We start from the raw sequence: 22,426 nt of genomic DNA, 5'->3' as shown, positions 1-22,426 counted from the left end.
ATAGCTAGACCGCCACCGGCGCGCGGATGGCGGGATGCGGGTCATAGCCTTCGATGGCGATGTCCTCGAAACGAAAATCGAACACCGAGCGGACCTCCGGGGCGAGGACGAGACGCGGCAGGGGACGCTGCTCCCGCGTGAGCTGCAGCCGGGCCTGTTCGAGATGGTTCACATAGAGATGGGCGTCGCCGAGCGTGTGGACGAAATCGCCGGGCCGGAGCCCGGTCACCTGCGCGATCATGGCGGTGAGGAGCGCGTAGGACGCGATGTTGAAGGGCACGCCGAGGAACACGTCGGCCGAGCGCTGGTAGAGTTGGCACGAGAGCCGTCCGTCGGCGACGTAGAACTGGAACAGGCAATGGCAGGGCGCCAGCGCCATGCTGTCGAGGTCGGCCGGGTTCCAGGCCGAGACGATCAGCCGCCGCGAATCCGGGTTTCGCCGTATCTCGTCCACGAGCCAGGCGATCTGGTCCACGGCGCCGCCGTCGGGCTTCGCCCACGAGCGCCATTGCTTCCCGTAGACCGGGCCGAGATCGCCGTTCGCATCGGCCCATTCGTCCCAGATCGTGACGCCGTTGGCCTGCAGGGCCCGCACGTTGGTGTCGCCGGTGAGGAACCACAGCAATTCGTGGATGATCGATCGCAGGTGCAGCTGCTTCGTCGTGACGAGGGGAAAGCCCTCCGACAGGTCGAAACGCATCTGGTGGCCGAAGACCGAGAGCGTCCCCGTGCCGGTCCGGTCGTCCTTGCGCGTTCCCTCGGAGAGGATGCGTTCGAGAAGCTGATGATACGCGTGCATCGGGGTCCCATGTTCCGTCTCCCGCGATACCCCGAACGGGGCCGCGAGGCGAGCGGTCAGGCGGGGCCCGGCCACAGCAAGTAGGTGACCACGGCGAGATTGCTCCAGACATGGAGCAGGATGCAGGGCCAGAGCCGCCCGGTCCGCCAGCGCAGCCAGCCGAGCATCAGGGCCAGGGGGATGAGGGAGACCGGGCGGGCGATGCTGCCGACCTGGAGGTGGAGCAGCGCGAACAGGGCCGAGGTGGAGAGGATGGCGCCCCAGGGTTTGAGGAATCGCGACGCCCGCTCGAACATCGCCCCCCGCATCAGCACTTCCTCCGCCACCGGCGCCAGCACGATCGTGAAGGCGAGCCAGGCGACGGCTCCGGTCCGGCTGAGCAGGGGCGACAGGCCGACATGGCGGCCGAACGCCATGTGGAAGACGTCCGCCGTCCCGATCACCCACAGGATGTGGAAGAACGGCCAGAGGAGGAGGATGGCCAGGAGACGCGTGGGAGCGAGGCCCGGCGCCTCGACGGGTGTCAGGGCGAGCTTGGCGCGCCACGCCCCGCCGCCGGACCGGATCGCCGCCCCGACGACGATGGCGACGATGAGGCATTGCCGCAGGATGTCGCTTGCCACCTCGCGCAGGACGAGCTGCTGCGGATACAACCGGGGGCGGCGCGCCTCGGTGGCGAAGGGATCGATGCCCTGCAGGATGTCCGCGCCGACGCGCACGATCAGCAGGGCGGCGATGGCCGCCGCGATCATCACGAAGAGCGTCGCCAGCACGAGGCCGACGGCATCGCGAAAGGCGGCCACGGCGAGGCGGATCGGCGAGCGTCGCGGCGGCGCGCCATCGGTGGCGGCCAGCATTGCGCCGATTGCCCGATCGTCGGACAACTGCACGTCAGGATCGGGCTTCAAAAGCGACGCCTCTCCCTCTATATTCGGTCCGTTCGGTCGAGAGGCCGAACCGGGTGCCTGACAATCTTCGGCGCAAGCCGCTCGATCCCGGCGCTTTCACCAGAATCCCGGGTACGTGGATACGGTGTCAATTCACCGCCCCCCGTGGAGACCACGGTGGGAACGGCGCGATTGAAACCGGTGCCCGAGTCCGGCAAGCCTTCACGTCAATTCACCGACCCGGTGCGCCGTCGGCGCGACATTCCGGCAGGTACCGGGCAAAGCGACAAGCGATGGCAGACGATCTCATCCGTTACGACCTCCTGGTTCAGGATGCCCTTCGCGGCGTCGTGCGCAAGGTGTTGACCGACGCGGCCCGGGAAGGTCTCGCGGGGGAACACCATTTCTACGTTTCGTTCCGGACGGAGGCCCCGGGGGTGCGGATGTCGCAGCGCCTGCGGGAGAAGTATCCCCAGGACATGACCATCGTCCTCCAGCACCAGTTCTGGGATCTCGGCGTCACCGAGCATTCCTTCGAGGTCGGCCTGTCCTTCTCCGGAGTTCCCGAGCGCCTGCTCGTGCCCTTCGACGCCTTGAGCGGGTTCTTCGATCCCTCGGTCCAGTTCGGCCTCAAGTTCGACCTGAACGAGACGGCGGACGAGGACGCCCAGGACGATGCGCCGCAAACTCCGGGCACGAAGAACGCCGCACGCGGCGCGGCTTCCGAGCCGAGTGAAATGATGCCGAAGGGCAATGCCGTCTCGGCGATCGGCGCCAGCGTCCCCAAGCTCCTGCCCGCCCAGGGCGCGAGCCAGAACCTCGACAAGACCGATGAGGATGCGGACGGGAAGTCCGCCCGCCCCGCGGCCAAGAAGGGCGAAGGCGGCGAGGCCGGTGCCGAGGTCGTCAGCCTCGACGCGTTCCGCAAGAAGAGCTGAGGCGAAGGCCGCTTCGCGACTGCGAGCATTGGTCTCCGCCGCTCCCGTCCCGGGGAGGCGTAGCGCCTCGCGTCAGCCCCGCCGCTCCACCTGCATCCGCAAGCCGTGTTCCGGCCGCAGGGTCACCCGTTGCAGCGGCGTGACCGGCGCGTGGTCGGGCGCCAGCGAGAAGCGCGCGGCGCGGGCGATATGCGCCAGCACGATCACCGCTTCCTGCAGCGAGAAGCTCTGGCCGATGCAGACGCGGGGCCCCGCTCCGAAGGGAAGATAGGAGAAGCGCTGAACGGCCGCTCTGTTTTCGGGCAGGAACCGCTCCGGCATGAAGGCCTCCGGATCGTCCCATAGGGTGCGGTGTCGGTGGAGCACGTAGGGCGCCACCATGATCAGCGAGCCCTTGGGGATCTTGATCCGGCCGATCCGGTCTTCCGCGAGGGCCTGACGGCTCAGGAACGGCACCGGCGGGAACAGCCGCATCGTCTCCTCCATCACCGCCTTGGTGAAGGGGAGCGCGTCGGCATCGAACCCGTCGCCCTGCACCGCATCGACCTCGCGCTCCACGCGGGCACGGGCGTCCTGATCCTGCGACAGGCAGTAGAGGGCCCAGGTGAGCGCGTTCGCCGTGGTCTCGTGACCGGCGGCGATGAAGGTGACGATGTTGGCCTTGACCTCGAGATCGCTGAGGCCCTTGCCGGTTTCCGGGTCCTGCGCCTGAAGCAGCAGGGTCAGGAGGTCGGAGGGCGCCGTTCCGGCGTCGAGCTGGGTGCGCCGCCGCGCGATGAGGGCGTTCACCACCTCCTCGAAGAAGCGGATCGCCGGCCGCGCCCGGAGGCGGCCGATGCGCGGCACGAAGGCCGGCACGCCGAACACGTCCATCGGGTCCACCGGCCCGACCGATTCGAGGAACCGGGTGATGGCGCGGCCCAGCGCATCGGGGTCGCTGGACAGGCCTTCGGTGAAGATCGTCCTTTCCAGCACGTCGAGGGTGACGCGGGTCATCTCCAGGGGCACGTCCACGGTGGTGGCGTCGCGCCGGGCGAGGCGGCGGCCGATCCGCGCGCCGGCCTCGTTCATGGGGGCGGCGAAGCCGAGGACGTGGCGGGCGGAGAAGATCGGCGCCAGGGTGCGCCGCTGGAGCTTCCACTCCTCGCCCTCCGCCGTGAGGAGGCCGTTGCCGAGGCCCGGCGCGAGGACCCGGCGCTGCAGGTCGTCCTTGCGGTAATTGGCAGCGTTCTCGACGAACAGGTAGCGGATCAGGGCCGGGTCGCTGACCACGGTGACGCGGCCCATGGCGCCCTCGCGCGCCACCACGGGCTCCACGAAATGCTCGTCGAGCCAGGTTGTGATCGGGTTGGCGCGCACGGCCTTGAGAAAGGCGAGCAACCCCGGCTGTTCGCGCCGGGGGCGCGGGACGGCGGGGCGGAAGCGCGGGAGGGCGTCGGGCTCCAGGGTCGCGGCGTCCAAGGGCATCGGCATTCGTCCTCGTTTCGTCCCGGACGGTGCCTGACTCCGGCACGGTCCTGTGACGCCTTTGAAAGAAAGCACCATCGCGGTTTTCGGCCGCACCGGTTAAGTAGGGCCGCAGACCCTGCCATCTAAGAGGCCACGATGTCGCCGCTCGAAAGCCCCACCGAAACGTCCGCCACCCGGACCGAGTCCGACACGTTCGGCCCCATCGAGGTTCCGGCCCATCGCTACTGGGGCGCGCAGACCCAGCGCTCGATCCAGAACTTCAAGATCGGCACGGAGAAGATGCCGGCGCCCCTGGTCCATGCGCTGGGCATGGTGAAGCAGGCCGCCGCCCTGGTGAACCAGGATCTCGGTGCCCTCGACCCGAAGGTGGCCCAGGCCGTCGCCGCCTCCGCCGCCGAGGTGGTGTCCGGCGAGCACGACCAGGAATTCCCCCTCGCGGTCTGGCAGACGGGCTCGGGCACCCAGTCGAACATGAACGCCAACGAGGTCATCGCGAGTCTGGCCAACGAGCTCCTCGGCGGCAAGCGCGGCGGCAAGTCGCCGGTTCACCCCAACGACCACGTCAATCGCGGCCAATCCTCCAACGACGTGTTCCCCACCGCGATGCACATCGCGGTCTCGCGCGAGATCAACGACCGCCTGCTGCCCTCCCTGAAGCACCTGCACGACGCGCTCCAGGCGAAGTCCGAGGCGTTCTCGTCCATCGTCAAGATCGGCCGGACCCACCTGCAGGACGCGACGCCGGTCTCCCTCGGCCAGGAATTTTCCGGCTACGTCGCGCAGGTGGCGTTGGGCACCGAGCGGGTGAAGGCGACGCTGCCGGGCGTTCTGGCATTGGCCCAGGGCGGCACGGCGGTGGGCACCGGGCTCAACGCCCATCCGGAATTCGCCGAAAAATTCGCGGCCAAGGTTGCCGAGCTCACCGGCCTGCCCTTCACCTCGGCCGCCAACAAGTTCGAGGCGCTGGCCACCCACGACGCTCTCGTCTTCACGCAAGGCGCGCTGTCCGCCCTGGCGGCGGGCCTGTTCAAGATCGCCCAGGACATCCGCTTCCTCGGCTCCGGCCCGCGTTCCGGACTCGGCGAGCTCTCCCTGCCGGAGAACGAGCCGGGCTCGTCGATCATGCCGGGCAAGGTCAACCCGACGCAGTGCGAGGCCCTCACCATGGTCTGCGCCCAGGTGATCGGCAACGGCACCACGGTGAGCTTCGCCGGCTCCCAGGGCAATTTCGAGCTGAACGTGTTCAAGCCGGTGATCGCCAACGCGGTGCTGCAGTCGATCCGCATCCTCGCCGACGCGGCCGTGAGCTTCGCCGACAATTGCGTCGTCGGGATCAAGGCCAACGAGGACAAGATCGCCGACCTGATGAGCCGCTCGCTCATGCTGGTCACGGCGCTCGCCCCCTCCATCGGCTACGACAAGGCCGCCGAGATCGCCAAGACCGCGCACAAGCGCGGCACCACCCTGAAGGAAGAGGCCCTGCGCCTCGGCTACGTCACGGAGGAGGAGTTCGACCGCGTCGTGCGCCCCGAGACAATGCTGGCGCCGAGCGTCGACTGACGGGGACGCTCATGGCCGAGATCATCAACCTGCGCTCGGTCCGCAAGGGCAAGGCGCGGGCCGAGAAGGAGGCGAAGGCGGAGGACAACCGCATCGCCTTCGGTCGGCCGAAGAAGGCCAGGACCCTGGCCGAGGCCAAGAAGGCCATCGAGTTCTCGCGCCACGAGGGCCACAAGCTCGTGGGGCCGGACTCGGACGGGTGAAGCGTCCGGCCACGTCGCCGCCAAACCCTCCCCCCTCTGCGGGGGAGGCTGGCCCGCGCGTGAGCGAGGGTCGGGAGAGGGGAGCGCCCTATCGGGAGAGGTCGTCCCCTCTCCCGCCTGCTTCGCAGAGGGGGGAGGGTTGCGCGTCCGATGACCACCGGCACCACCAAACGCTCGGTGATGATCGCCGGTCACCGGACCAGCGTGTCCCTGGAGACGCCGTTCTGGGAGGCGCTGCGCGAGATCGCCGCCGCCCGCGAGCAGTCGGTTCAGGTGCTGATCGGCGAGATCGACGAGGCGCGTGGCGAACAGAACCTGTCCTCGGCGATCCGGGTGTTCGTCCTGAACGCGGTACGCCGGGCCTGAGCGCTACTCCGCCGCCTCCAGCACCCGCGTCCCGCCTAGGCCCTCCAGCACCGCCGGCTTCGGCCCGCCCGTCGCCCAGTCCAGCAGTTCCACCGTGTGCACGATGGGGATGCTGGTGCCGTTCCCGATCTGCGTCGCGCAGCCGATATTGCCGGTGGCGATGAGGTCGGGGCGCATGCGCTCGATATTGGCGACCTTCCGGTCGCGCAGCCGCCCGGCGATCTCCGGCTGCAGGATGTTGTAGGTGCCGGCCGAGCCGCAGCAGATATGGCCCTCGGGCACGTCCTTCACGGTGAAGCCGGCCTTCTTCAGAAGGGTCTTCGGCTCGGTGCGGATGCCCTGGCCGTGCTGCATCGAGCAGGCGGAATGGTAGGCGACCACGAGATCGCTCTCGAACAGCGGCGGCATCAGGCCGAGGCTCGCCACGTACTCGGTGACGTCCTTGGCCAATGCTGAAACCCGCACCGCCTTGTCGGCATAGGCCGGGTCGTCGCGGAACATGAAGCCGTAATCCTTGATCGTCGTGCCGCAGCCTGAGGCCGTGACGATGATCGCGTCGAGGCCGTCGCCGTCCATCTCGGCGATCCAGGCATCGATGGTGCGCTTGGCCTGGGCGTGGGAGGTTTCCGACTTGCCCATGTGGTGGGTGAGCGCGCCGCAGCACCCCTCCCCCTTCGCCTGCACCACCTCGACGCCGTGGCGGGTGAGGAGACGGACCGCCGCCTCGTTGAAATCCGGCCGCAACACGCTCTGGGCGCAGCCGCGCAGGAGGGCGACCCGGCCGGCGCGGGCGGGCGCGGCCTCGCCCTGGAGCAGGGCGCTGGCTTCCCGCGCGCGGTTGTCGGCGGGGAAGGTGCCGGGACGGTCGGAGGCGGTGCGGTTGGGCAGGAGCGCAGGCGCGAGGTCGAGCATCGCCGCGAGGCGGTTGCCGACGCGGGGCAGCTGGGCGACGAGGGGCCGGAATGGCGAGCCGATCTTGGCGGCGAGGAGCGCCAGGCGGAAGCGGTTCGGATAGGGCAGCACGAAGGCGAGGACGCTGCGCAGGAGGCGGTCGCTCAAGGGCCGGCGATAGGTCTCCTCGATATGCGTGCGGGCATGATCCACGAGGTGCATGTAATGCACGCCGGAGGGACAGGTCGTCATGCAGGACAGGCAGGAGAGGCAGCGGTCCACGTGCTTGACCACCTCGGGGGTCGCCGGCTTGCCTCCTTCCAGCATGTCCTTGATCAGGTAGATACGGCCGCGGGGGGAATCGAGCTCGTCGCCGAGGAGGAGATAGGTCGGGCAGGTGGCGGTACAGAACCCGCAATGCACGCAGGTCCGCAGGATCTTCTCGGACGCCGCCATCGCCGGTTCGGCCAGCTGCGTCAGGCTGAAATTGGTCTGCACGGCGTTTCCTCGGGGTCCCGATACCATCAGCCCGCCCGGCGGTCTTCCGCCGCCCGGCGCTGTTTCCCGCAGCTTAGAGGCAATCTCGACGGAAGCCGAGGCTTGGAACGGCTCTAAGCGGCAGCCTGCCGCACCCACAGGGTGCGGAGATCGCCGGCCTGCGAGCGCACCAAGCTGAAGCGTCCACCACCCGAAACTCAGATCCCCGCATACATCCGGCCGGGGTTGAACACCCCCTTCGGGTCATGGGCCGCCTTGATCCCGGCCGTCATCCGCAAGAGCGGATCGGACAGTGGCTCGAAAACGGCGGTGGCTGCGCGCACCGCGTCCGGCGCCCGCACCAGGGTGGCGTGCCCGCCGGTGGTGCGCAGGACGGCGCGGATGGTCTCGGCGCCGGCATCGCCCTCGGCCGAGGTGGCGAGCCAGACGAGGCCGCCGCCCCAATCGTAGAACCAGCGCGCCTGGCGCTCTGCCGCGATGGCGGCGGTGACGGCGGGACCCTTGGTCGGCGTGGTGGAGATCCGCCACACGGCGGCGGCGCGCGGTTCCGTCAGCGGGATGACGTCGCGGATCGCGGCCCACAGGACGGCGCCGATCCCGTCCTCGATGATCTCCGGCTCGCCGAAGCGACGCAGCAGCTTGCGCAATTCGCCCAGGCGGTAATCGAGGGAGTCCGAAAAGCCCTCCAGGCGCATCAGGGTGCGTGGGCTCGGCCCGTCGAGGCCGCTCGGCAGGTGGGCGGCGCCGGTGAGTTCGAACGGCGATCCGAGGGCGGCCGCCAGGGCCGCGACCGCCGTGGCGTCGTCGAGACCGGAAAAGGCCAGGGTCGCCGTCCGTTCCTGGACCGGCAGGACCTTGAAGGTCACCTCGGTGAGGAGGCCGAGGGTGCCCCACGAGCCCGCCATGAGCTTGACGAGGTCGAGGCCGGTGACGTTCTTCATCACCCGGCCGCCGGACTTGATGGCCTCGCCGCGTCCGTTGACGAAGCGGACGCCGATCAGGCTGTCGCGGGCCGCACCCGCGTTGATCCGGCGCGGTCCGACATTGTTGGTGGCCGCCACCGCGCCGAAGGTCGGCTCGCCGCCCGAGCCCATCAGGATGCGATGGTCCATCGGCTCGAAGGGCAGCATCTGGCCGCGTTCCGCGAGCAGGGCCTGCACCTGCGCCAGGGGGGTGCCGGCGCGGGCGGCGACCACCATCTCGGCCGGTTCGTAGAGGGTGATGCCGGAGAGTTTCAGGGAGGAAAGGGTCGATTCGTCCTGCGCCGGGCGACCGATGGCAGCCTTGGTGCCCCCGCCGACGAGACGCATCGGCTCGGAGCGGCCGGCGGCATCGGCGACGATGGCTTGCGCCTCGCCCTCGTCCTGAGGCTCGTATGTCCGCATCGTTTCCCGCCCGTTGTGATGCTCGCCGGCATCCTTTGCCGAACCATATGCGGGAAGGCAGGCCCTGCTTTCAAGCCGCGCGCCCGTCTCAGGCGGTCGGGGTGACGGTGCGCTGCCGGAGATAGGCGGCGGCGAGGGCGCGCAATCCGGCGATGTCGAACAGGGCCACGAGCAGGGCATAGACCAGCACGCCGAGGGGCAGGCAGATGGCGAGGGCCACGGCCGGGTCTAGGTGCCGGAACGGCGTCAGGCAGGCCATCATCGCCAGGGTGGAGGTGCAGGCGGCGAAGACGTCCCACCAGTCGATCCGCAGGCGCTGCGGTCCGGTCAGAGCCCGGATCGCCAGCCACAGGGTCGAGGCGACGAGTCCGGCGCTCTGCGCCATGGCGATTCCGGGAGCCCCGAAATGCGCGGGCAGGACGAACAGGCAGGCGGCGTTCACGGCGAGGCCGACGATCGCGGCGGCGATGACCGGCACCGTCTTGCGGCGGATCTGGAAGATCGGGTTGAGGCCGAAATTGAGCAGCGTGCCGCAGAGCAGGCCGGGGATGAGGATCAACGCGTAGAGGGCGAAGGGGCCGCGATAGGCCTCCGGAACGACGAGCCCCTGGATCGCCGGAAGCACCGCCCAGAGCCCGCCGGCGCAGGGCACCATCAGCGCCACCACGATGGCCGCGTTGCGGCCGATCTGGGCCTCGGCCGCCACATGGCCCTCGTGCTCGTCCACCCGCACGGCGAGCTGGAACAGGATGAGGTCCAGCGCCGTCCCGACCATGCTGAGGCTGCGGGTGGCGACATCGGCGGCGAGGGTGAAGTAGCCGGCCTCCGCCAGTCCGAACCACATGGCGATGGCGCTGCGGTTGAGGAACGGCGTGATCTGGTAGATCGCGTTCGCGGCGATCAGCGGCAGCCCGTAGGCGCGAAACAGCCGCCAGGTCTCGCCCATGCGGACACGGACGATGGGCACCTTCGGATCGAGGAGAGGCTTGCGCAGTACGACGACGGGAAGGAACTGGCTGAGCCCGCAGGCGACGAGGACCCAGAGCGGTTGTGGAAACAGCCAGGCCGCCCCCGCCATGAGCAGGAAGGAGAAGCCGTTCTTGATGAGGGTGAGCTTCAGGTAGAGGCCGCCGTCGAAGCGCGCCCGCGTCAGGGCCGCGTGATAATCGAACAGGCCGATGCCGAAGGCGGCCAGCCCCGCCCCCGCCGCGATGGCGAAGCGGCCCTGCGTGTTCATCTCCACCGTCGCGCCGATGACGGCGCAGAGGGCGGACGCGACCAGAAGGAGGACGGCGAGGACGGCGTAGGCCCGATCCAGCCCGTGGCGGATCCAGGGTTCCTCGCGCCGGACACGGTTGGAATAGAACCGGGTGGCCGACAGCCGCAGCCACTCGAAGACCAGGGTGTTGAGGACGACGGCGCCGGTGGTGGCCAGCCCGAACAGGCCGAAATCCGCCGGCCCCATGAGTTTGGCCAGGAGCAGGCCGAGGCCGAAATTGAGCCCGGCATTGAGGATGAAGGCGACGATCACGGCCATGCGGTCGACTCTGGTCGCCGGATGCCCGGCTCTGCTCCCGATCCTTGCGCGCCGGCCGGCAAAGATTCTCCTAAATCCCGACCCCGTCCGGTCGGCCCCGCGTCAGAACCATCCGCGCAGCTTGAAGAAGACGATGGGAACGATCGCGCTGATGACGATCAGTGACAGACCATAAGGATAGCCATAGGCCCAGTCGAGTTCCGGCATGTGCTTGAAGTTCATGCCGTACATCGAGGCGATCAGGGTCGGCGGAACTCCCACCACCGACACGACGGTCAGCACGCGGAAGGTGTTGTTCTGTTCGATGTTGATGAGGCCGAGGGTGGCGTCGAGGAGGAACTGCACGTTCTCCGACAGGCGGATCTCGAATTCGTCGAGGGAGGCGATGTCCCGGCGCAGGGTCTCGAAGCGCGGCATCTCAGTGGCGCCGAGGAGGTGCTCGCATTCGCCGGCGACGAAGGGGAGGATGCGTTCGAGACCGAGCAGGCTCGAGCGGATCTTGCCCAGCGCCTTGCCCCGCCGGCCGACGCTGCGGAGGATTCGGCGCAGCGCCAGATCGCGCCGGCGCGGCGTCTTACCGGAATCGCCGGCGACGCCCCCTGCCCTTACGTCGAAATCGAAGATCCGGGTGGAGAGCGCGTCGAGGTCGGCGCCCATCTCCTCCAGGGCGTCGGCGAGGCTGTCCACCAGCTCCTCCACCAGGAGCAGGAAGATCTCGGTGCCGGTCCGGCAATCCCCGTCGCCCTCACCGATGCGCTTCTTGACCTCCTCGAAGGCACGCAACTCGTTGAAGCGCACGGTGATGAGCCGGTCCGGGGTCAGGACGAAGCCGAGCGGGGTCAGCTGTGAATCGACCTTGTCGAAGGTGATCATCGGGGTGGAGAGCGAGAGCCCGTTCTTGAGCCGCCGCAGCCGGCTCGAATTCTCGACCTCGCTCAGGGCCTTGCGCGAAGGCACGCGCAGGCCGGTGGCCGCCTCGATATGCTCCGCTTCCTCGGTGCTCGGATCGTTCAGATCGATCCAGATCGCGTGGCTCGGCACGCCGCCGCCCGTGGCCGCGCCGGAATGTTCGACCGCGCCCTGCGGTCCCTGGAGGCTGATCATGGGGTGATTGTCATCCGTCTGTCAGCGACCGAAGAGCAGAACATGCTGCGGGAACGCGGCATGACGCGTGGTCCGCGTCTTGACTCGCAAGGGTCATGAGCCTACCTCCGCCCTTGCTTTGGCACTCATCGCTCGGGAGTGCTAACAGCCTGGGTTGGGCGAGCCCTTCGGCCGCATCAACGCCATCCATGAATTCGAAGCAAGAGGGCAGCTCATGAAGTTCCGTCCGCTGCACGACCGTGTCGTCGTCCGCCGTATCGAAGGCGAAGAGAAGACCAAGGGGGGCATCATCATCCCCGATACCGCGAAAGAGAAGCCGCAAGAGGGCGAGATCGTCGCCGTCGGCCCGGGCGCCCGTGACGAGGCCGGCCGCGTGAACCCCCTCGACGTGAAGGCCGGCGACCGCGTGCTGTTCGGCAAGTGGTCCGGCACCGAAGTCAAGATCGACGGTCAGGACCTCCTGATCATGAAGGAATCCGACATCATGGGCGTCGTCGCTTAAAGACAGCGACGTCCCCCCTCTTCCTTCTTCCCATCCGAGCCCTTCGAGCGCGCCCTTCGGTGAGCGCCTCAGGGCTTCGAACCTCATGAGGATTTGAACATGGCAGCGAAAGAAGTACGCTTCGGCTCCGATGCCCGCGAGAAGATGCTCCGCGGCGTCGACATTCTCGCCGATGCAGTGAAGGTCACGCTCGGCCCCAAGGGCCGCAACGTCGTCATCGAGAAGAGCTTCGGCGCTCCCCGGATCACCAAGGACGGCGTCACCGTCGCCAAGGAGATCGAGCTCTCCGACAAGTTCGAGAACATGGGCGCCCAGATGGTGCGCGAAGTGGCCTCGAAGACCAACGACATCGCCGGCGACGGCACCACCACCGCCACCGTCCTGGCCCAGGCCATCGTCCGTGAAGGCGCCAAGTACGTCGCCGCCGGCATGAACCCGATGGACCTGAAGCGCGGCATCGACCTCGCCACCACCGCCGCCGTGAAGGACATCACGAGCCGCGCCAAGAAGGTCGCCTCGTCTGAGGAAGTCGCCCAGGTCGGTACCATCTCGGCCAATGGCGACAAGGAAATCGGCGAGATGATCGCCCACGCCATGCAGAAGGTCGGCAACGAGGGTGTCATCACCGTCGAGGAAGCCAAGACCGCCGAGACCGAGCTCGACGTCGTCGAGGGCATGCAGTTCGACCGCGGCTACCTCTCCCCGTACTTCATCACCAACGCGGAGAAGATGGTCGCCGAGCTCGAGGATCCCTACATCCTCATCCACGAGAAGAAGCTCTCGTCGCTCCAGGCGATGCTGCCGGTGCTCGAGGCCGTGGTGCAGACCGGCAAGCCGCTCGTCATCATCGCCGAGGACATCGAGGGTGAGGCTCTCGCCACGCTCGTCGTCAACAAGCTGCGCGGTGGCCTCAAGGTCGCGGCCGTCAAGGCTCCGGGCTTCGGCGATCGCCGCAAGGCCATGCTCGAGGACATCGCGATCCTGACCCAGGGTCAGATGATCGCCGAGGATCTCGGCATCAAGCTCGAGAACGTCACCCTGCCGATGCTCGGCCGCGCCAAGCGCATCCGCATCGAGAAGGAGACCACCACGATCATCGACGGTCTCGGCGAGAAGGCGGACATCGAAGCCCGCGTCGGCCAGATCAAGGCGCAGATCGAGGAGACCACCTCGGACTACGACCGTGAGAAGCTCCAGGAGCGCCTGGCCAAGCTCGCCGGCGGCGTCGCGGTCATCCGCGTCGGCGGCGCGACCGAGGTCGAGGTCAAGGAGAAGAAGGACCGCGTCGACGACGCGCTCAACGCCACCCGCGCTGCGGTGGAAGAGGGCATCGTCCCCGGCGGCGGCACCGCCCTGCTCCGCGCCCGTGAGGCCGTCCGCGCTCTCCAGAGCGACAACCCGGACGTCCAGGCCGGCATCAAGATCGTGCTGAAGGCCCTCGAAGCCCCGATCCGTCAGATCGCCGCCAACTCCGGCGTCGAAGGCTCGATCGTGGTCGGCAAGATCACCGACAACACCTCTTCGATCACCTTCGGCTTCAACGCCCAGACCGAAGAGTACGTCGACATGATCCAGGCCGGCATCGTCGACCCGGCCAAGGTCGTGCGTACCGCCCTGCAGGACGCCTCCTCCATCGCCGGCCTCCTCGTCACCACCGAGGCCATGATCGCCGACGCTCCCAAGAAGGACAGCGGCGCCCCCCAGATGCCGGGCGGCGGCGGCATGGGCGGCATGGACTTCTAAGAAGTCCAGGCTCTCCCCCGGAACGGATGCTCTCGCGGCGGTCGTCGCGAGGGCGGAAAGGGTCGTCGCAAGACGGCCCTTTCTCGTTGTGGGCAGGATTCTGCCGGAGGTGATGAGATCGAGGGAACGGACCGCCGCGATCCGCGATCCCGCCCGCGCCTATCCCGCGCGGCCATGACATCGGATGTAGGATGCGTCGCCCTTGGCGCTCGACCATGTCAGGCGGTTGCCGTCGACCAGCAGCTTCACCTGGGACGACCAGCGCCGGCCGCCGTCGCTGCAGGATGCCGACACGCTCCAGTTCGCGCCGATGCGCCGCCCGTCGCGGAAGGTGCACACGGTGTTGCCGGCCCGGGCGCCGCTCTCGGTGATCCGTGCCGGAATGTATCCCCGCCTCCGCGCGCCCCGGCGGCATGCGCTCTCGTTGGGCCCCCACAATCCAACATAGGCGGCCGGCTCGACGGGGGGCGACGCGGCGGTGAGCGCGTCGGCACGGGGTGCCACCTCGGGATCCTGCCGGAGGGCGACGGGGCGGACGCCCGGCTGGACCGGCGGGGCGACCGTGGCGTCCCGGCCCGACGGACCGGCGCCGATACCCACATCGGACCAGGGCGCGCTGCCTCGGGGCGAGCGCGACCCACCCGCACGATCCTCGAACGGACCCGGCTCGTTGAACGCCGCCTGGATCGTGCCGATCTCCGGGCGCGCCGGCGGGTCGTCGGTGAGCAGAACGGTGCTGTAGCCGAGAAGAGCGCCCCAGCCCATGGCGAGCGAGAGGGGAAGCACCAGGGCACGGCCCGACCTGACCGAGGGCTCCGGCTCGGCCGGCGACGGCGCTCCCTGATCGGTTCTCCCCGCACCCCCGTCTTCGATGCCCGCGGTCATCGTCGTCTCCCGTGAGGCTCCCCCTGGGGCGGAGCCGGTCTTGCAGCGGCGGCGGTCGCTTCACTGGTCCGCGACTTGAGCAAGCCCGGCCCCGTTCGACGAGCGGACGCTGCTGCGCCCGCCAAGCCGGCTTTGGACAGGACAGGCCTGTGACTATTCTGTCTCGGCGCCATCGATAGTGGTGGATAGACTCCGCGAATAGGGCAAGCAAACGGCAAGCCCTTCCCGTCCCTCACCAAAACTGCCATGCTCAAGCTTGTGAGAAACAAGCCAGTTATCCGTGCCATCGTGACGAGACGCCTCGCCTTCGCCGTCTGCGTCACCATCGCAGCCCCGGCCAGTGCTCAAGCACCCCCCTCTACCATGCGGATGGTCTGTGCGGATGCGATGGCGCTCGTGAAGCGGGACGGGTCGGCGGTCCTGTCGTCGCCCGCGGGCAAGGCGGAGAAGCCCGGCAGGGCGGAGCAGCCGGGCCGGACGGAACGGTTCGTCAGCGACCGCAGCCTGTGCGGGATGACGGAAATCGCGGAACTCCGCTTCGTCCCCACCCGCGACAATCCGGAATGCCCGGTCGGCTACCGATGTCGCGAGCCGGATTACGGCGATTGGGATTGGCCCTGATCCGATCTGACGCATCCTGCTGCGACCGCCCCCGCCACGATCTCGCCACGACCGGCCGTCACTGCCGCCGTCACGATCCGGTCCCGATCCGGCGGGCGAAGACCCATTCGCACATTTGAATCACCGACTTGAGGAGACGCCCGTGGCCGTACTCAGGACAGGCCTCGGCCTGCAGGCCGCCATCACGGCGCTCTTCGCCCTCCTGTTGCTGGTGTTGCCCGGTGAATTGTCGCCGCCTCTGTACGTTTCGCTGGCCGGCTTCGCCATGGCGGCGATCCTCATCGCTTCGCGCGACATCTCCGCCTATCTGAAGGTGTTCATCTCGGTCTACGCGGCCGGGTACGTTCTGCTGGCCGGCTCGAAGGCCCTGGCGACCGCGAACCTCCTGCCGGCGACGGTGGCGGCGCTCCTGCCACCGGCCTTTGCGGCGACCGCAGCCGTGGTGTTCGCCCTCATCGTCTTCGCGGTGTCCTTCCTCGAGCCGATCCGAGCGATCACGCGCATCACCGATCCTTATTTCACGAACCGCGACGAGCCGACGCGGGAAATCAAGATGTTCTGCTGGTTCGGCAATACCGAAGGTCGTATCGGCCAGCGCCTCGTGGCGCTCTCTATTTTCGTCAACTTCCTCGACGTTGCGCTGACGCTGCGGTTCAATTTCTACTACCGCGACATGTATAATTCCCTGCAGGAATACAACGCGGCGGTCTTCTGGCACCAGATCGTATGGATCTTCATTCCGCTTGCCGTGATCAACATCGTGCTCGGCATGTTCGATCTCTACGTCGATTCCTCCCTGCATATCCGCTGGAGAACCTGGCTGACGCGCAGCTTCTATCAGCGCTGGCTCGGCAACGGCACGCATTACAGGATCCCGTTCACGGATGAGCATGCGGACAATCCGGATCAGCGCATTCAGAGCGACGTGAACCTGTTCATCCAGCAGACGGCGAGCCTATCGATCCGGCTTCTCTCGCAAGCGGCGCAACTCGTCTCGTTCCTCGTCATCCTGTGGACCCTGTCGCGCGATTTCATCCTTCCCTTCACCGAGGATACGATCGTTCCGGGCTTCCTGGTCTGGCTCGTCATCGCCTACGCGGTGGTCGGAACCTGGCTGACGCATCTGGTCGGCAAGCCGCTGATCGGGCTCGACTTCCGCCAGGAGAAGGTGGAGGCCGACTTCCGGTTCTCACTCGCGAGAAACCGTATCTACAGCGAGCAGATCGCCCTTCTGGCGGGCGAGCGTGCCGAGATCGTCCGCCTGCGCACCTTCTTCCAGTCCATCGTCGAGAACTACATCGACATCATTTTCCGCCGGATCAAACTGATCGCGCTGACCTTCAGCTACCGCCAGGCCAGTGCGGTCTTCCCGCTCGTCCTGGCGGCCCCGTCCTTCTTCGCGAAGAAGATCACCCTCGGCGGCCTTCAGCAGACGGCGAGCGCGTTCGGAAGCGTGCAGGACTCCCTGTCCTTCTTCATCAATGCCTACATCACGATCGCGTCCTACAAGGCTAATACGAACCGTCTCGCCTCCTTCAACCGGGCGATCACGAAGGCGGAAGCGCTCTCCGGTGCCGGATACGGCCTCGTCCAGGGCAGTGGTTCAGGTCCGAACGTCACCGCTTCGGGCCTGACCCTCGCCCTGCCGGACGGCCGCGAGATCGTCACCACCGATACGTTCACCCTCAACAAGGGCGCGGCGACGCTGCTGACCGGTCCGACCGGGTCCGGGAAGTCGACCCTGTTCCGCGCGATCGCCGGCATCTGGCCGTTCGGCAAGGGCCGGGTCGACGTGCCGGAGGGCCAGTCCGCGCTGGTGCTGCCGCAGCGGCCCTACATTCCCCTCGGGACCCTGCGCGGCGCCGTGGTCTATCCGAGCACCACCGACCAGTTTTCCGACGAGGCGATCCGCGAGGCCCTGGTCGCCGCGCAGCTGCCGCAACTCGCCGACCGGCTCGACGAGGTCGATGCCTGGGATCAGCGCCTGTCGGGCGGCGAGCAGCAGCGTCTCGCCATCGCCCGCGCCGTGCTGGCGAAGCCCTCCTGGCTCTTCCTCGACGAATCCACCGCCGCCCTCGACGAGCCGAGCGAGGCCGGCATCTACCGCATGTTGCGCGAGCGCCTGCCGGGGACCACCATCGTCTCCATCGGCCATCGCTCGACGCTGCACGCCCTCCACGACACGCGCATCGACATGAAGCCGGGCCAGGACGGGCGCTTCACGCCGACGGAACTCCCCGACGCCGTGGGCGCCAAGTAGGGCGCCAGCGTCAGCGCAGGAACGTCACCGCGAGCGGCGCCAGGATCGCGGTGATGAAGGCGTTGAGGCCGAGAGCGATGCCGGCGAAGGCGCCGGCCACCTCGTTCACCTGGAACGCCCTCGCCGTCCCGACGCCATGGGCCGCGAGACCCGCCGCGAAGCCCCGCGCGCGCATGTCCTTGATGCGAAGCAGGTTCATCAGCGGGGTGACGAGGATGCCGCCGGTCATGCCGGTGAGCATCACCAGCACCGCCGCCAGGGTCGGATCGCCGCCGAGATTCTGGGCGATGCCCATGGCGACGCCGGTGGTCACCGACTTCGGCACCGAGGCGACGATGACGTCGTGCGGGATGCCCAACGCGGTCCCCAGGGTCGTCGCCGAGATCAGCGCCACCACCGAGCCGACGAGGAGGGCCGCCAGCATCGGCGCCAGCGAGCGGAGCACCGTGGCACGGTACTCGTAGAGCGGGATGGCCAGGGCCACGGTCGCCGGCCCCAGCAGGAAGTGGACGAACTGCGCGCCCTCGAAATAGGTCGGATAGGGCGTCCCCGTGAGCTTGAGGACGCACGCCATCAGGATGATGGCGACCACGACGGGATTGGCGAGGGGATGTCGGTTCGTCGCCGTGGCGATGCGGTCGGCCACCGCGTAGACCAGAAGAGTCACGGTCAGCCACAGCAGGGGCGTGCGCGAGAGATAGACCCAGAGGGCGAACTCGCCGGTCATGTCCGGTCCTCCGGGGCGACCCAGCGCTTCACGGCCACGAAGGTGAGCGCCGTCACCGTCAGGGTGGCCAGCGTCGAGACGACGATGACGCAGGCGAGGGCCACGCCATGGGCTTCGAGCACGTCGAGCCGGCCGACGATCCCGGCACCCGCCGGGATGAACATCAGCGAGAGATGGGCGAGCAGCCCCTTTCCGGAGCGTTCCAGGGTACCGTCCACGAGGGGTGCGGCGAGGATGCGGTCCGCTTGGCCGCGTGACCGGTCGCGAGCCATCATGAAGAGAAGAAGGAGCGCCATCCCGATGACGGGGCCGGGCACCGGAAGCGCCGCTCCCCGTGCCAGGGCCTCACCGACGAGCTGGGCCAGGAGGATCAGCGTGAAGCTGACGATCATCGCGCCACGATCCTTCCGCCACGCCTGATGCGAACCGCCGGGTCCGGGGATCGCGCATGCAAGTCCGCCCTACGATACGGCTCCGGTCTCGGAGCCGGCGCGCGCGAGGCGGATCGCCGTGTCGTCGAACCGGAGCAGGCGGCCGAGCCGCCAGACCAGCGCCTCCTCGAATTCATGAACGGTGCCATCGGCCCCCGCCACGGACCAGGCCATCGACAGCAGCCGCGCCCGCTCCGACTCCCCGAATTCGTGGCCCATCATCTCCACCAGCAGCGCCATGTCGCGGGTCTGCGAATCGACGCTGGCCGCGCGGGCGATGAGCGCCTCGGCCTGCTCGCGGTTACCGGCATAGCGTCCCTCGACGAGGCGGCACAGCCGCTCCGACTCGGCCGCGTCGAGGACGCCGTCCACCCGCGCCACATGGACGAGTAGGGCGATGGCCGCCAGACGCTCGTCGACCGCCCCCGCCTCGTCCGGGCTCGCGGACAGGCCGAACGCGTCGGCGGCATAGGCACGCAAGCGGGCGATGAGGGACATGGCGGTTCCTGAGAGACGCCGCGAGCCTTCGAAGCCGCACCGCCCCGCGTCAAGGCGGCACGGGGGGCCGAGGGACCGGGAGGCGCGGTGCGTGGCACAGTTGCATCAGGAAGACGCCGCGCACCGCCTTGCCATCGGACGATCGGACGGATATGAACCCGCAACGATCCGGCGCGTCACTCAGCGTCACACCACGGATCTCGCCGCAATAGCTCAGCTGGTAGAGCACCTCATTCGTAATGAGGGGGTCGGGGGTTCGAATCCCTCTTGCGGCACCATTCATTTCAAGCAGTTAGCTGACGGTTTTAGAGGGTGCTCAGAGGTTCGCTAGAACCCAAAGCCCTCGCCGCGAACCTGTTACAGGTTCATTTTCGCCCCCCACCATCGCCGCCCTCTACGTCCAGCCCGATGGCTGCTACGCGAACCTTCCCGGCGTCGATGTCTGGGTCCAGGCGCGCGACGCCCGGACCTATGCCGGCCCGCATCCGGTGGTCTGCCATTCCCCCTGCCGGCCGTGGGGCCAGTTCTGGCACGGCAGCACCCGCAAGCCGCATCAGTATGAAAAGGGCGAAGACGACGGGTGCTTCGCCGCGGCGCTGGCTTCCGTGCGACGCTGGGGCGGAGTTCTGGAGCATCCGGCCGAGAGCCACGCATGGGCCGCGTTCAATCTGAACCGCCCGCCGCGGTCTGGTGGATGGTCGCTGCCGACATGCACGGCGGATGGACCTGCGACGTCGAACAGGGACACTACGGGCACTTCTCGCGCAAGCCGACGTGGCTCTACGCCGTCGGGACCGATCTGCCGAACCTGACATGGGGACCGGCCGAGCAGCGCCTGCATCCCATCGCCCTGGAGCGCTACGGCTACGCGAAGGCCCGGCGCATCGGCATGGCCGCGATGATCGGCGGCAAGGACAAGACGAGGATCCGCGAGGCCACCCCGCACGCATTCCGCGACGTGCTGCTGTCGATCGCGCGTTCCGTCGCCTCCCTCCCCGCAACTCATACCGGAGGGCTTTGAGCCATGGGCTTCAACACAGTCGCCGTTCTCTACAACGATCACACCGACGACATCCGAAAGAGCGGCCGGGTCGGCGAGCGCATCGCCGATGCCATGCAGGTCTACACCCCGCATTATGAGCGGTACGATCGACGACTGAACTTCGGGGCCGGTTTCGTCATATCCCTGGCTCACGCCGACTGGTCACAGGTCGTCATTGTCGGGCGCAACACCGGTGTACGCGCCGACGATGCCAGCGATCTGGATTTCGTTGCGCTGGCTCAGATGCAGCAATGCCTGGAGCGCCACGGGTACACCGTGGAAAAAGCCGCCTCGGAAGAAGTCCACCACCGAGGAGGCCGCAGCATGACGCGCGCCAAATCATCGTTGCGATGGCCCTGGAGATCGCCGCCTCTGGCCGTCTCACCGCCCGCAGATCGCTGCAGCTTGCAGCCGAGGCACACCGCGCCTTCCTGGAGGGCAACGGTATAGAGTTCGGAGACGAGGCCTACGCTTGGGACGAGGACGCCGCCCGGCCGATCGCCCGCGAATACGAGATCGATCATTGGGAGTCAGCAGCATGACGATCACCCTCGACGATGTGCTCGCCGGCCAGTTCATCGAGAACGGCCACATAAACTATGGGCCGGACGGCTCCGGCTGGCCGATGCAGCACACCACCATCCCGCGGCTGTCCTGCATCGACCGGATCTACAAGGGCCCCGCGCTCAAGAAGGCCGGCGTGTCGTTTGAGCGCCTGTGGTGCGTAGACGGCGCCCAGGTCGCGAACCTTGAGGCCGCGATCGTCGCGCTCAACGTGCCGCCCGTCTTCACGCACGAGGAGCGCGCCGTGCTGGAGCACGCGCCCGCCGATTGGGTCGAGCTTATCGGCTTTCGGGAGCGCGTCGCGACGGAGACCGGCCTGCGGGTCGGTGCGGCGCTCACCGGGCTTCGTGAGAAGGGTGCCATCGAGAACGAGCTTCGGACAGGCGAGGGCCGTGCGGTGCCGTGCATCCGACGTGCGCTGATCGAGGGAGCATCCGCATGACGACGGCCTACCCGCTCACAAGGTCCGACCACATCCCGCGCGCGACGAAGCGCGAGACCGGTCAGTTCCGCACCGCCCTCGCCGGCGCCCTCGACAACGTCGAAACCAGTCTCAAGGCGTTCGGCCGTGACAGCGGCAAGCCGGTGACTGGAATCGTCCTGTCGTCGAACGTGACCCTCGGCGTCCAGAAGCCCGAGGATCCGGGCGTCGCGGTCTGGTTCACCTGGGACGGCGTGCAGTTTTGCACACCCGTCGACCGGTACGTCTCGCCGGCGGCGAACCTGCAGGCGATCCACAACGTGATTGAGGCACGCCGGACCGAGCTGCGCCACGGGACCCTCGCGCTGGTGCGGGCTTCGTTCCAGGGCCTGCGCGCCCTGCCGTCGCCCGCCCGCGCATCCTGGTGTCAGGTCCTACGCGTCGAGCAGCGCGCCACCATCGCGGACATCGAGGAGGCCTTCAAGCGCCTCGCCCGCGAGCGCCACGCCGACATGGCCGGCGGCTCTGATGCGACGATGGCTGATCTCAACCGCGCTCGTGCCGAAGGTCTGAAGGAGCGGTCCAATGGGTAGCCCCCTCTCCCTCGCGGGATGCACGAACGACCTCTTGGGAGCGGGACGGCGATGATCCGATATGATGAGCGCATCACGCGCGCCATGCTTCGCGCTGAGCCGGACACGTTGTTCGTTTTCGGCGACAACCTCCTCCGCAAGGGCCTCGGCGGCCAGGCCAAGGAGATGCGCGGCGAGCCGAACGCCGTCGGCATTCCGACGAAGCGCGAACCGACGATGAGGCCGGCCGCGTTCTTCTCCGACAACAGGTCGTCAGAGGTCGAGTTCATCCATGCCTCGGAGCCCGATATCGCGAGGCTGCGAGCCCATCTGATGAAGGGCGGAACCGTCGTGCTGCCGGAGGATGGCATCGGCACTGGATTGGCGGATCTGGAACGCCGCTCGCCGCGTATATGGGCCCGGCTGCAATCTGACCTCGCGGAGCTGGCCTCGTTATCCCCCTCCCCGGCGCAGGTCTCGGGCTCACGAAAGACGGAGACTGACCGTGGGTGAGCGGAGGCA

At 68.1% G+C, this 22,426-nt stretch carries 24 protein-coding genes and 1 tRNA gene; 14 read left to right on the top strand and 11 right to left on the bottom strand.

Annotation, left to right across the window (positions count from 1 at the left end):
• Window positions 1–4 precede the first annotated feature (4 nt).
• Both MKK51_RS06435 and MKK51_RS06430 read right to left on the bottom strand, forming a co-directional pair.
• Window positions 5–799, bottom strand: coding sequence for a thymidylate synthase (locus MKK51_RS06435; RefSeq protein ID WP_243975752.1), 795 nt, complete (start codon window positions 797–799; stop codon window positions 5–7).
• Between the two features lie 56 nt (window positions 800–855).
• On the bottom strand, window positions 856–1,707 hold the full coding sequence (locus MKK51_RS06430; protein ID WP_243975750.1) for a CPBP family intramembrane glutamic endopeptidase: 852 nt from the start codon (window positions 1,705–1,707) through the stop codon (window positions 856–858).
• 272 nt (window positions 1,708–1,979) lie between these two features.
• Here MKK51_RS06430 and MKK51_RS06425 point away from each other — a divergent pair, with 272 nt between their 5' ends.
• A complete protein-coding gene (locus MKK51_RS06425; RefSeq protein ID WP_243975748.1) occupies window positions 1,980–2,624 on the top strand; it encodes an SspB family protein in 645 nt (214 codons plus the stop codon).
• A 72-nt stretch (window positions 2,625–2,696) separates the two neighbouring features.
• On the opposite strand, the gene MKK51_RS06420 is transcribed toward MKK51_RS06425, so the two are convergent.
• On the bottom strand, window positions 2,697–4,091 hold the full coding sequence (locus MKK51_RS06420; protein ID WP_243975746.1) for a cytochrome P450: 1,395 nt from the start codon (window positions 4,089–4,091) through the stop codon (window positions 2,697–2,699).
• 138 nt (window positions 4,092–4,229) lie between these two features.
• Here MKK51_RS06420 and fumC point away from each other — a divergent pair, with 138 nt between their 5' ends.
• The 3 genes from fumC (at window position 4,230) to MKK51_RS06405 (ending at window position 6,223) form a co-directional block, all read left to right on the top strand.
• Window positions 4,230–5,654, top strand: coding sequence for a class II fumarate hydratase (gene fumC / locus MKK51_RS06415; protein ID WP_243975744.1), 1,425 nt, complete (start codon window positions 4,230–4,232; stop codon window positions 5,652–5,654).
• An 11-nt stretch (window positions 5,655–5,665) separates the two neighbouring features.
• Window positions 5,666–5,857 carry a DUF4169 family protein gene (locus MKK51_RS06410; protein WP_018042562.1) on the top strand — a complete coding sequence of 64 codons (192 nt, stop codon included), beginning with the start codon at window positions 5,666–5,668 and terminating at the stop codon, window positions 5,855–5,857.
• A gap of 150 nt (window positions 5,858–6,007) precedes the next feature.
• On the top strand, window positions 6,008–6,223 hold the full coding sequence (locus MKK51_RS06405; protein ID WP_243975743.1) for a ribbon-helix-helix domain-containing protein: 216 nt from the start codon (window positions 6,008–6,010) through the stop codon (window positions 6,221–6,223).
• Window positions 6,224–6,226: 3 nt separating this feature from the next.
• Here the strand turns inward: MKK51_RS06405 and MKK51_RS06400 are convergent, their stop codons facing one another.
• From MKK51_RS06400 to MKK51_RS06385, 4 genes are all read right to left on the bottom strand, one after another.
• Window positions 6,227–7,612: a heterodisulfide reductase-related iron-sulfur binding cluster gene (locus MKK51_RS06400; protein WP_243975742.1), complete on the bottom strand. Its 1,386-nt coding sequence runs from the start codon at window positions 7,610–7,612 to the stop codon at window positions 6,227–6,229.
• A 197-nt stretch (window positions 7,613–7,809) separates the two neighbouring features.
• Entirely contained in the window at window positions 7,810–8,997 is a 1,188-nt protein-coding gene (locus tag MKK51_RS06395) for an FAD-binding protein (RefSeq protein ID WP_243975741.1), read from the bottom strand.
• 88 nt (window positions 8,998–9,085) lie between these two features.
• Window positions 9,086–10,534, bottom strand: coding sequence for a lipopolysaccharide biosynthesis protein (locus MKK51_RS06390; RefSeq protein ID WP_243975740.1), 1,449 nt, complete (start codon window positions 10,532–10,534; stop codon window positions 9,086–9,088).
• A 102-nt stretch (window positions 10,535–10,636) separates the two neighbouring features.
• A complete protein-coding gene (locus MKK51_RS06385; protein ID WP_243975739.1) occupies window positions 10,637–11,638 on the bottom strand; it encodes a magnesium transporter CorA family protein in 1,002 nt (333 codons plus the stop codon).
• Between the two features lie 214 nt (window positions 11,639–11,852).
• On the opposite strand from MKK51_RS06385, the gene groES reads away from it, so the two are divergent.
• Window positions 11,853–12,140 carry a co-chaperone GroES gene (gene groES / locus MKK51_RS06380; RefSeq protein ID WP_018042554.1) on the top strand — a complete coding sequence of 96 codons (288 nt, stop codon included), beginning with the start codon at window positions 11,853–11,855 and terminating at the stop codon, window positions 12,138–12,140.
• A gap of 99 nt (window positions 12,141–12,239) precedes the next feature.
• Window positions 12,240–13,883, top strand: coding sequence for a chaperonin GroEL (gene groL, locus MKK51_RS06375; RefSeq protein WP_243975738.1), 1,644 nt, complete (start codon window positions 12,240–12,242; stop codon window positions 13,881–13,883).
• Window positions 13,884–14,042: 159 nt separating this feature from the next.
• Here the strand turns inward: groL and MKK51_RS06370 are convergent, their stop codons facing one another.
• Window positions 14,043–14,768 carry a hypothetical protein gene (locus tag MKK51_RS06370; RefSeq protein WP_243975737.1) on the bottom strand — a complete coding sequence of 242 codons (726 nt, stop codon included), beginning with the start codon at window positions 14,766–14,768 and terminating at the stop codon, window positions 14,043–14,045.
• Between the two features lie 246 nt (window positions 14,769–15,014).
• Here MKK51_RS06370 and MKK51_RS06365 point away from each other — a divergent pair, with 246 nt between their 5' ends.
• Together MKK51_RS06365 and MKK51_RS06360 are read left to right on the top strand one after the other, a co-directional pair.
• Window positions 15,015–15,389, top strand: a complete 375-nt coding sequence (locus MKK51_RS06365) for a hypothetical protein (protein WP_409565629.1) — start codon at window positions 15,015–15,017, stop codon at window positions 15,387–15,389.
• Window positions 15,390–15,531: 142 nt separating this feature from the next.
• The gene (locus tag MKK51_RS06360; protein ID WP_243975736.1) at window positions 15,532–17,649 is read left to right on the top strand and encodes an ABC transporter ATP-binding protein/permease; all 2,118 of its coding nucleotides are present in this window, start codon (window positions 15,532–15,534) and stop codon (window positions 17,647–17,649) included.
• 10 nt (window positions 17,650–17,659) lie between these two features.
• On the opposite strand, the gene MKK51_RS06355 is transcribed toward MKK51_RS06360, so the two are convergent.
• The 3 genes from MKK51_RS06355 to MKK51_RS06345 form a co-directional block, all read right to left on the bottom strand.
• The gene (locus MKK51_RS06355; RefSeq protein WP_243975734.1) at window positions 17,660–18,376 is read right to left on the bottom strand and encodes an LrgB family protein; all 717 of its coding nucleotides are present in this window, start codon (window positions 18,374–18,376) and stop codon (window positions 17,660–17,662) included.
• Complete coding sequence (locus MKK51_RS06350) at window positions 18,373–18,768, bottom strand: CidA/LrgA family protein (protein ID WP_243975733.1); 396 nt, start codon at window positions 18,766–18,768, stop codon at window positions 18,373–18,375. The genes MKK51_RS06355 and MKK51_RS06350 overlap by 4 nt, the downstream gene beginning before the upstream one ends.
• A 69-nt stretch (window positions 18,769–18,837) precedes the next feature.
• A complete protein-coding gene (locus MKK51_RS06345) occupies window positions 18,838–19,305 on the bottom strand; it encodes a TerB family tellurite resistance protein (protein WP_243975732.1) in 468 nt (155 codons plus the stop codon).
• A gap of 202 nt (window positions 19,306–19,507) precedes the next feature.
• Here MKK51_RS06345 and MKK51_RS06340 point away from each other — a divergent pair.
• The 6 genes from MKK51_RS06340 (at window position 19,508) to MKK51_RS06315 (ending at window position 22,417) form a co-directional block, all read left to right on the top strand.
• Window positions 19,508–19,583 (top strand) — tRNA-Thr (locus MKK51_RS06340).
• A 374-nt stretch (window positions 19,584–19,957) separates the two neighbouring features.
• On the top strand, window positions 19,958–20,326 hold the full coding sequence (locus tag MKK51_RS06335; RefSeq protein WP_243975731.1) for a hypothetical protein: 369 nt from the start codon (window positions 19,958–19,960) through the stop codon (window positions 20,324–20,326).
• A gap of 3 nt (window positions 20,327–20,329) precedes the next feature.
• Window positions 20,330–20,797, top strand: coding sequence for a hypothetical protein (locus tag MKK51_RS06330; protein ID WP_243975730.1), 468 nt, complete (start codon window positions 20,330–20,332; stop codon window positions 20,795–20,797).
• Between the two features lie 88 nt (window positions 20,798–20,885).
• Window positions 20,886–21,353: a hypothetical protein gene (locus MKK51_RS06325; RefSeq protein WP_243975729.1), complete on the top strand. Its 468-nt coding sequence runs from the start codon at window positions 20,886–20,888 to the stop codon at window positions 21,351–21,353.
• Window positions 21,350–21,925 (top strand): J domain-containing protein, encoded by a 576-nt coding sequence (locus tag MKK51_RS06320; RefSeq protein ID WP_243975728.1) that lies wholly within the window; start codon window positions 21,350–21,352, stop codon window positions 21,923–21,925. The genes MKK51_RS06325 and MKK51_RS06320 overlap by 4 nt, the downstream gene beginning before the upstream one ends.
• Window positions 21,926–21,976: 51 nt before the next feature.
• Window positions 21,977–22,417 carry a hypothetical protein gene (locus MKK51_RS06315; RefSeq protein WP_243975727.1) on the top strand — a complete coding sequence of 147 codons (441 nt, stop codon included), beginning with the start codon at window positions 21,977–21,979 and terminating at the stop codon, window positions 22,415–22,417.
• Window positions 22,418–22,426: the final 9 nt, after the last annotated feature.

The organism is Methylobacterium sp. E-045 (assembly GCF_022829685.1).
GTDB lineage: Bacteria > Pseudomonadota > Alphaproteobacteria > Rhizobiales > Beijerinckiaceae > Methylobacterium.
This window is presented reverse-complemented; position numbering and strand designations above follow the sequence as displayed.

What these genes read in the sequence shown, in the direction of transcription:
- MKK51_RS06390 (WP_243975740.1), bottom strand. Translation starts at nt 10,534, where the DNA reads ATGGCCGTGATCGTCGCCTTCATCCTCAATGCCGGGCTCAATTTCGGC.
- MKK51_RS06435 (WP_243975752.1), bottom strand. Translation starts at nt 799, where the DNA reads ATGCACGCGTATCATCAGCTTCTCGAACGCATCCTCTCCGAGGGAACG.
- fumC (WP_243975744.1), top strand. Translation starts at nt 4,230, where the DNA reads ATGTCGCCGCTCGAAAGCCCCACCGAAACGTCCGCCACCCGGACCGAG.
- MKK51_RS06350 (WP_243975733.1), bottom strand. Translation starts at nt 18,768, where the DNA reads ATGATCGTCAGCTTCACGCTGATCCTCCTGGCCCAGCTCGTCGGTGAG.
- MKK51_RS06325 (WP_243975729.1), top strand. Translation starts at nt 20,886, where the DNA reads ATGACGATCACCCTCGACGATGTGCTCGCCGGCCAGTTCATCGAGAAC.
- MKK51_RS06330 (WP_243975730.1), top strand. Translation starts at nt 20,330, where the DNA reads ATGGGCTTCAACACAGTCGCCGTTCTCTACAACGATCACACCGACGAC.
- MKK51_RS06385 (WP_243975739.1), bottom strand. Translation starts at nt 11,638, where the DNA reads ATGATCAGCCTCCAGGGACCGCAGGGCGCGGTCGAACATTCCGGCGCG.
- MKK51_RS06345 (WP_243975732.1), bottom strand. Translation starts at nt 19,305, where the DNA reads ATGTCCCTCATCGCCCGCTTGCGTGCCTATGCCGCCGACGCGTTCGGC.
- MKK51_RS06320 (WP_243975728.1), top strand. Translation starts at nt 21,350, where the DNA reads ATGACGACGGCCTACCCGCTCACAAGGTCCGACCACATCCCGCGCGCG.
- MKK51_RS06410 (WP_018042562.1), top strand. Translation starts at nt 5,666, where the DNA reads ATGGCCGAGATCATCAACCTGCGCTCGGTCCGCAAGGGCAAGGCGCGG.
- MKK51_RS06420 (WP_243975746.1), bottom strand. Translation starts at nt 4,091, where the DNA reads ATGCCCTTGGACGCCGCGACCCTGGAGCCCGACGCCCTCCCGCGCTTC.
- MKK51_RS06365 (WP_409565629.1), top strand. Translation starts at nt 15,015, where the DNA reads ATGCTCAAGCTTGTGAGAAACAAGCCAGTTATCCGTGCCATCGTGACG.
- groES (WP_018042554.1), top strand. Translation starts at nt 11,853, where the DNA reads ATGAAGTTCCGTCCGCTGCACGACCGTGTCGTCGTCCGCCGTATCGAA.
- MKK51_RS06370 (WP_243975737.1), bottom strand. Translation starts at nt 14,768, where the DNA reads ATGACCGCGGGCATCGAAGACGGGGGTGCGGGGAGAACCGATCAGGGA.
- MKK51_RS06425 (WP_243975748.1), top strand. Translation starts at nt 1,980, where the DNA reads ATGGCAGACGATCTCATCCGTTACGACCTCCTGGTTCAGGATGCCCTT.
- MKK51_RS06335 (WP_243975731.1), top strand. Translation starts at nt 19,958, where the DNA reads ATGGGCCGCGTTCAATCTGAACCGCCCGCCGCGGTCTGGTGGATGGTC.
- MKK51_RS06315 (WP_243975727.1), top strand. Translation starts at nt 21,977, where the DNA reads ATGATCCGATATGATGAGCGCATCACGCGCGCCATGCTTCGCGCTGAG.
- groL (WP_243975738.1), top strand. Translation starts at nt 12,240, where the DNA reads ATGGCAGCGAAAGAAGTACGCTTCGGCTCCGATGCCCGCGAGAAGATG.
- MKK51_RS06395 (WP_243975741.1), bottom strand. Translation starts at nt 8,997, where the DNA reads ATGCGGACATACGAGCCTCAGGACGAGGGCGAGGCGCAAGCCATCGTC.
- MKK51_RS06405 (WP_243975743.1), top strand. Translation starts at nt 6,008, where the DNA reads ATGACCACCGGCACCACCAAACGCTCGGTGATGATCGCCGGTCACCGG.
- MKK51_RS06355 (WP_243975734.1), bottom strand. Translation starts at nt 18,376, where the DNA reads ATGACCGGCGAGTTCGCCCTCTGGGTCTATCTCTCGCGCACGCCCCTG.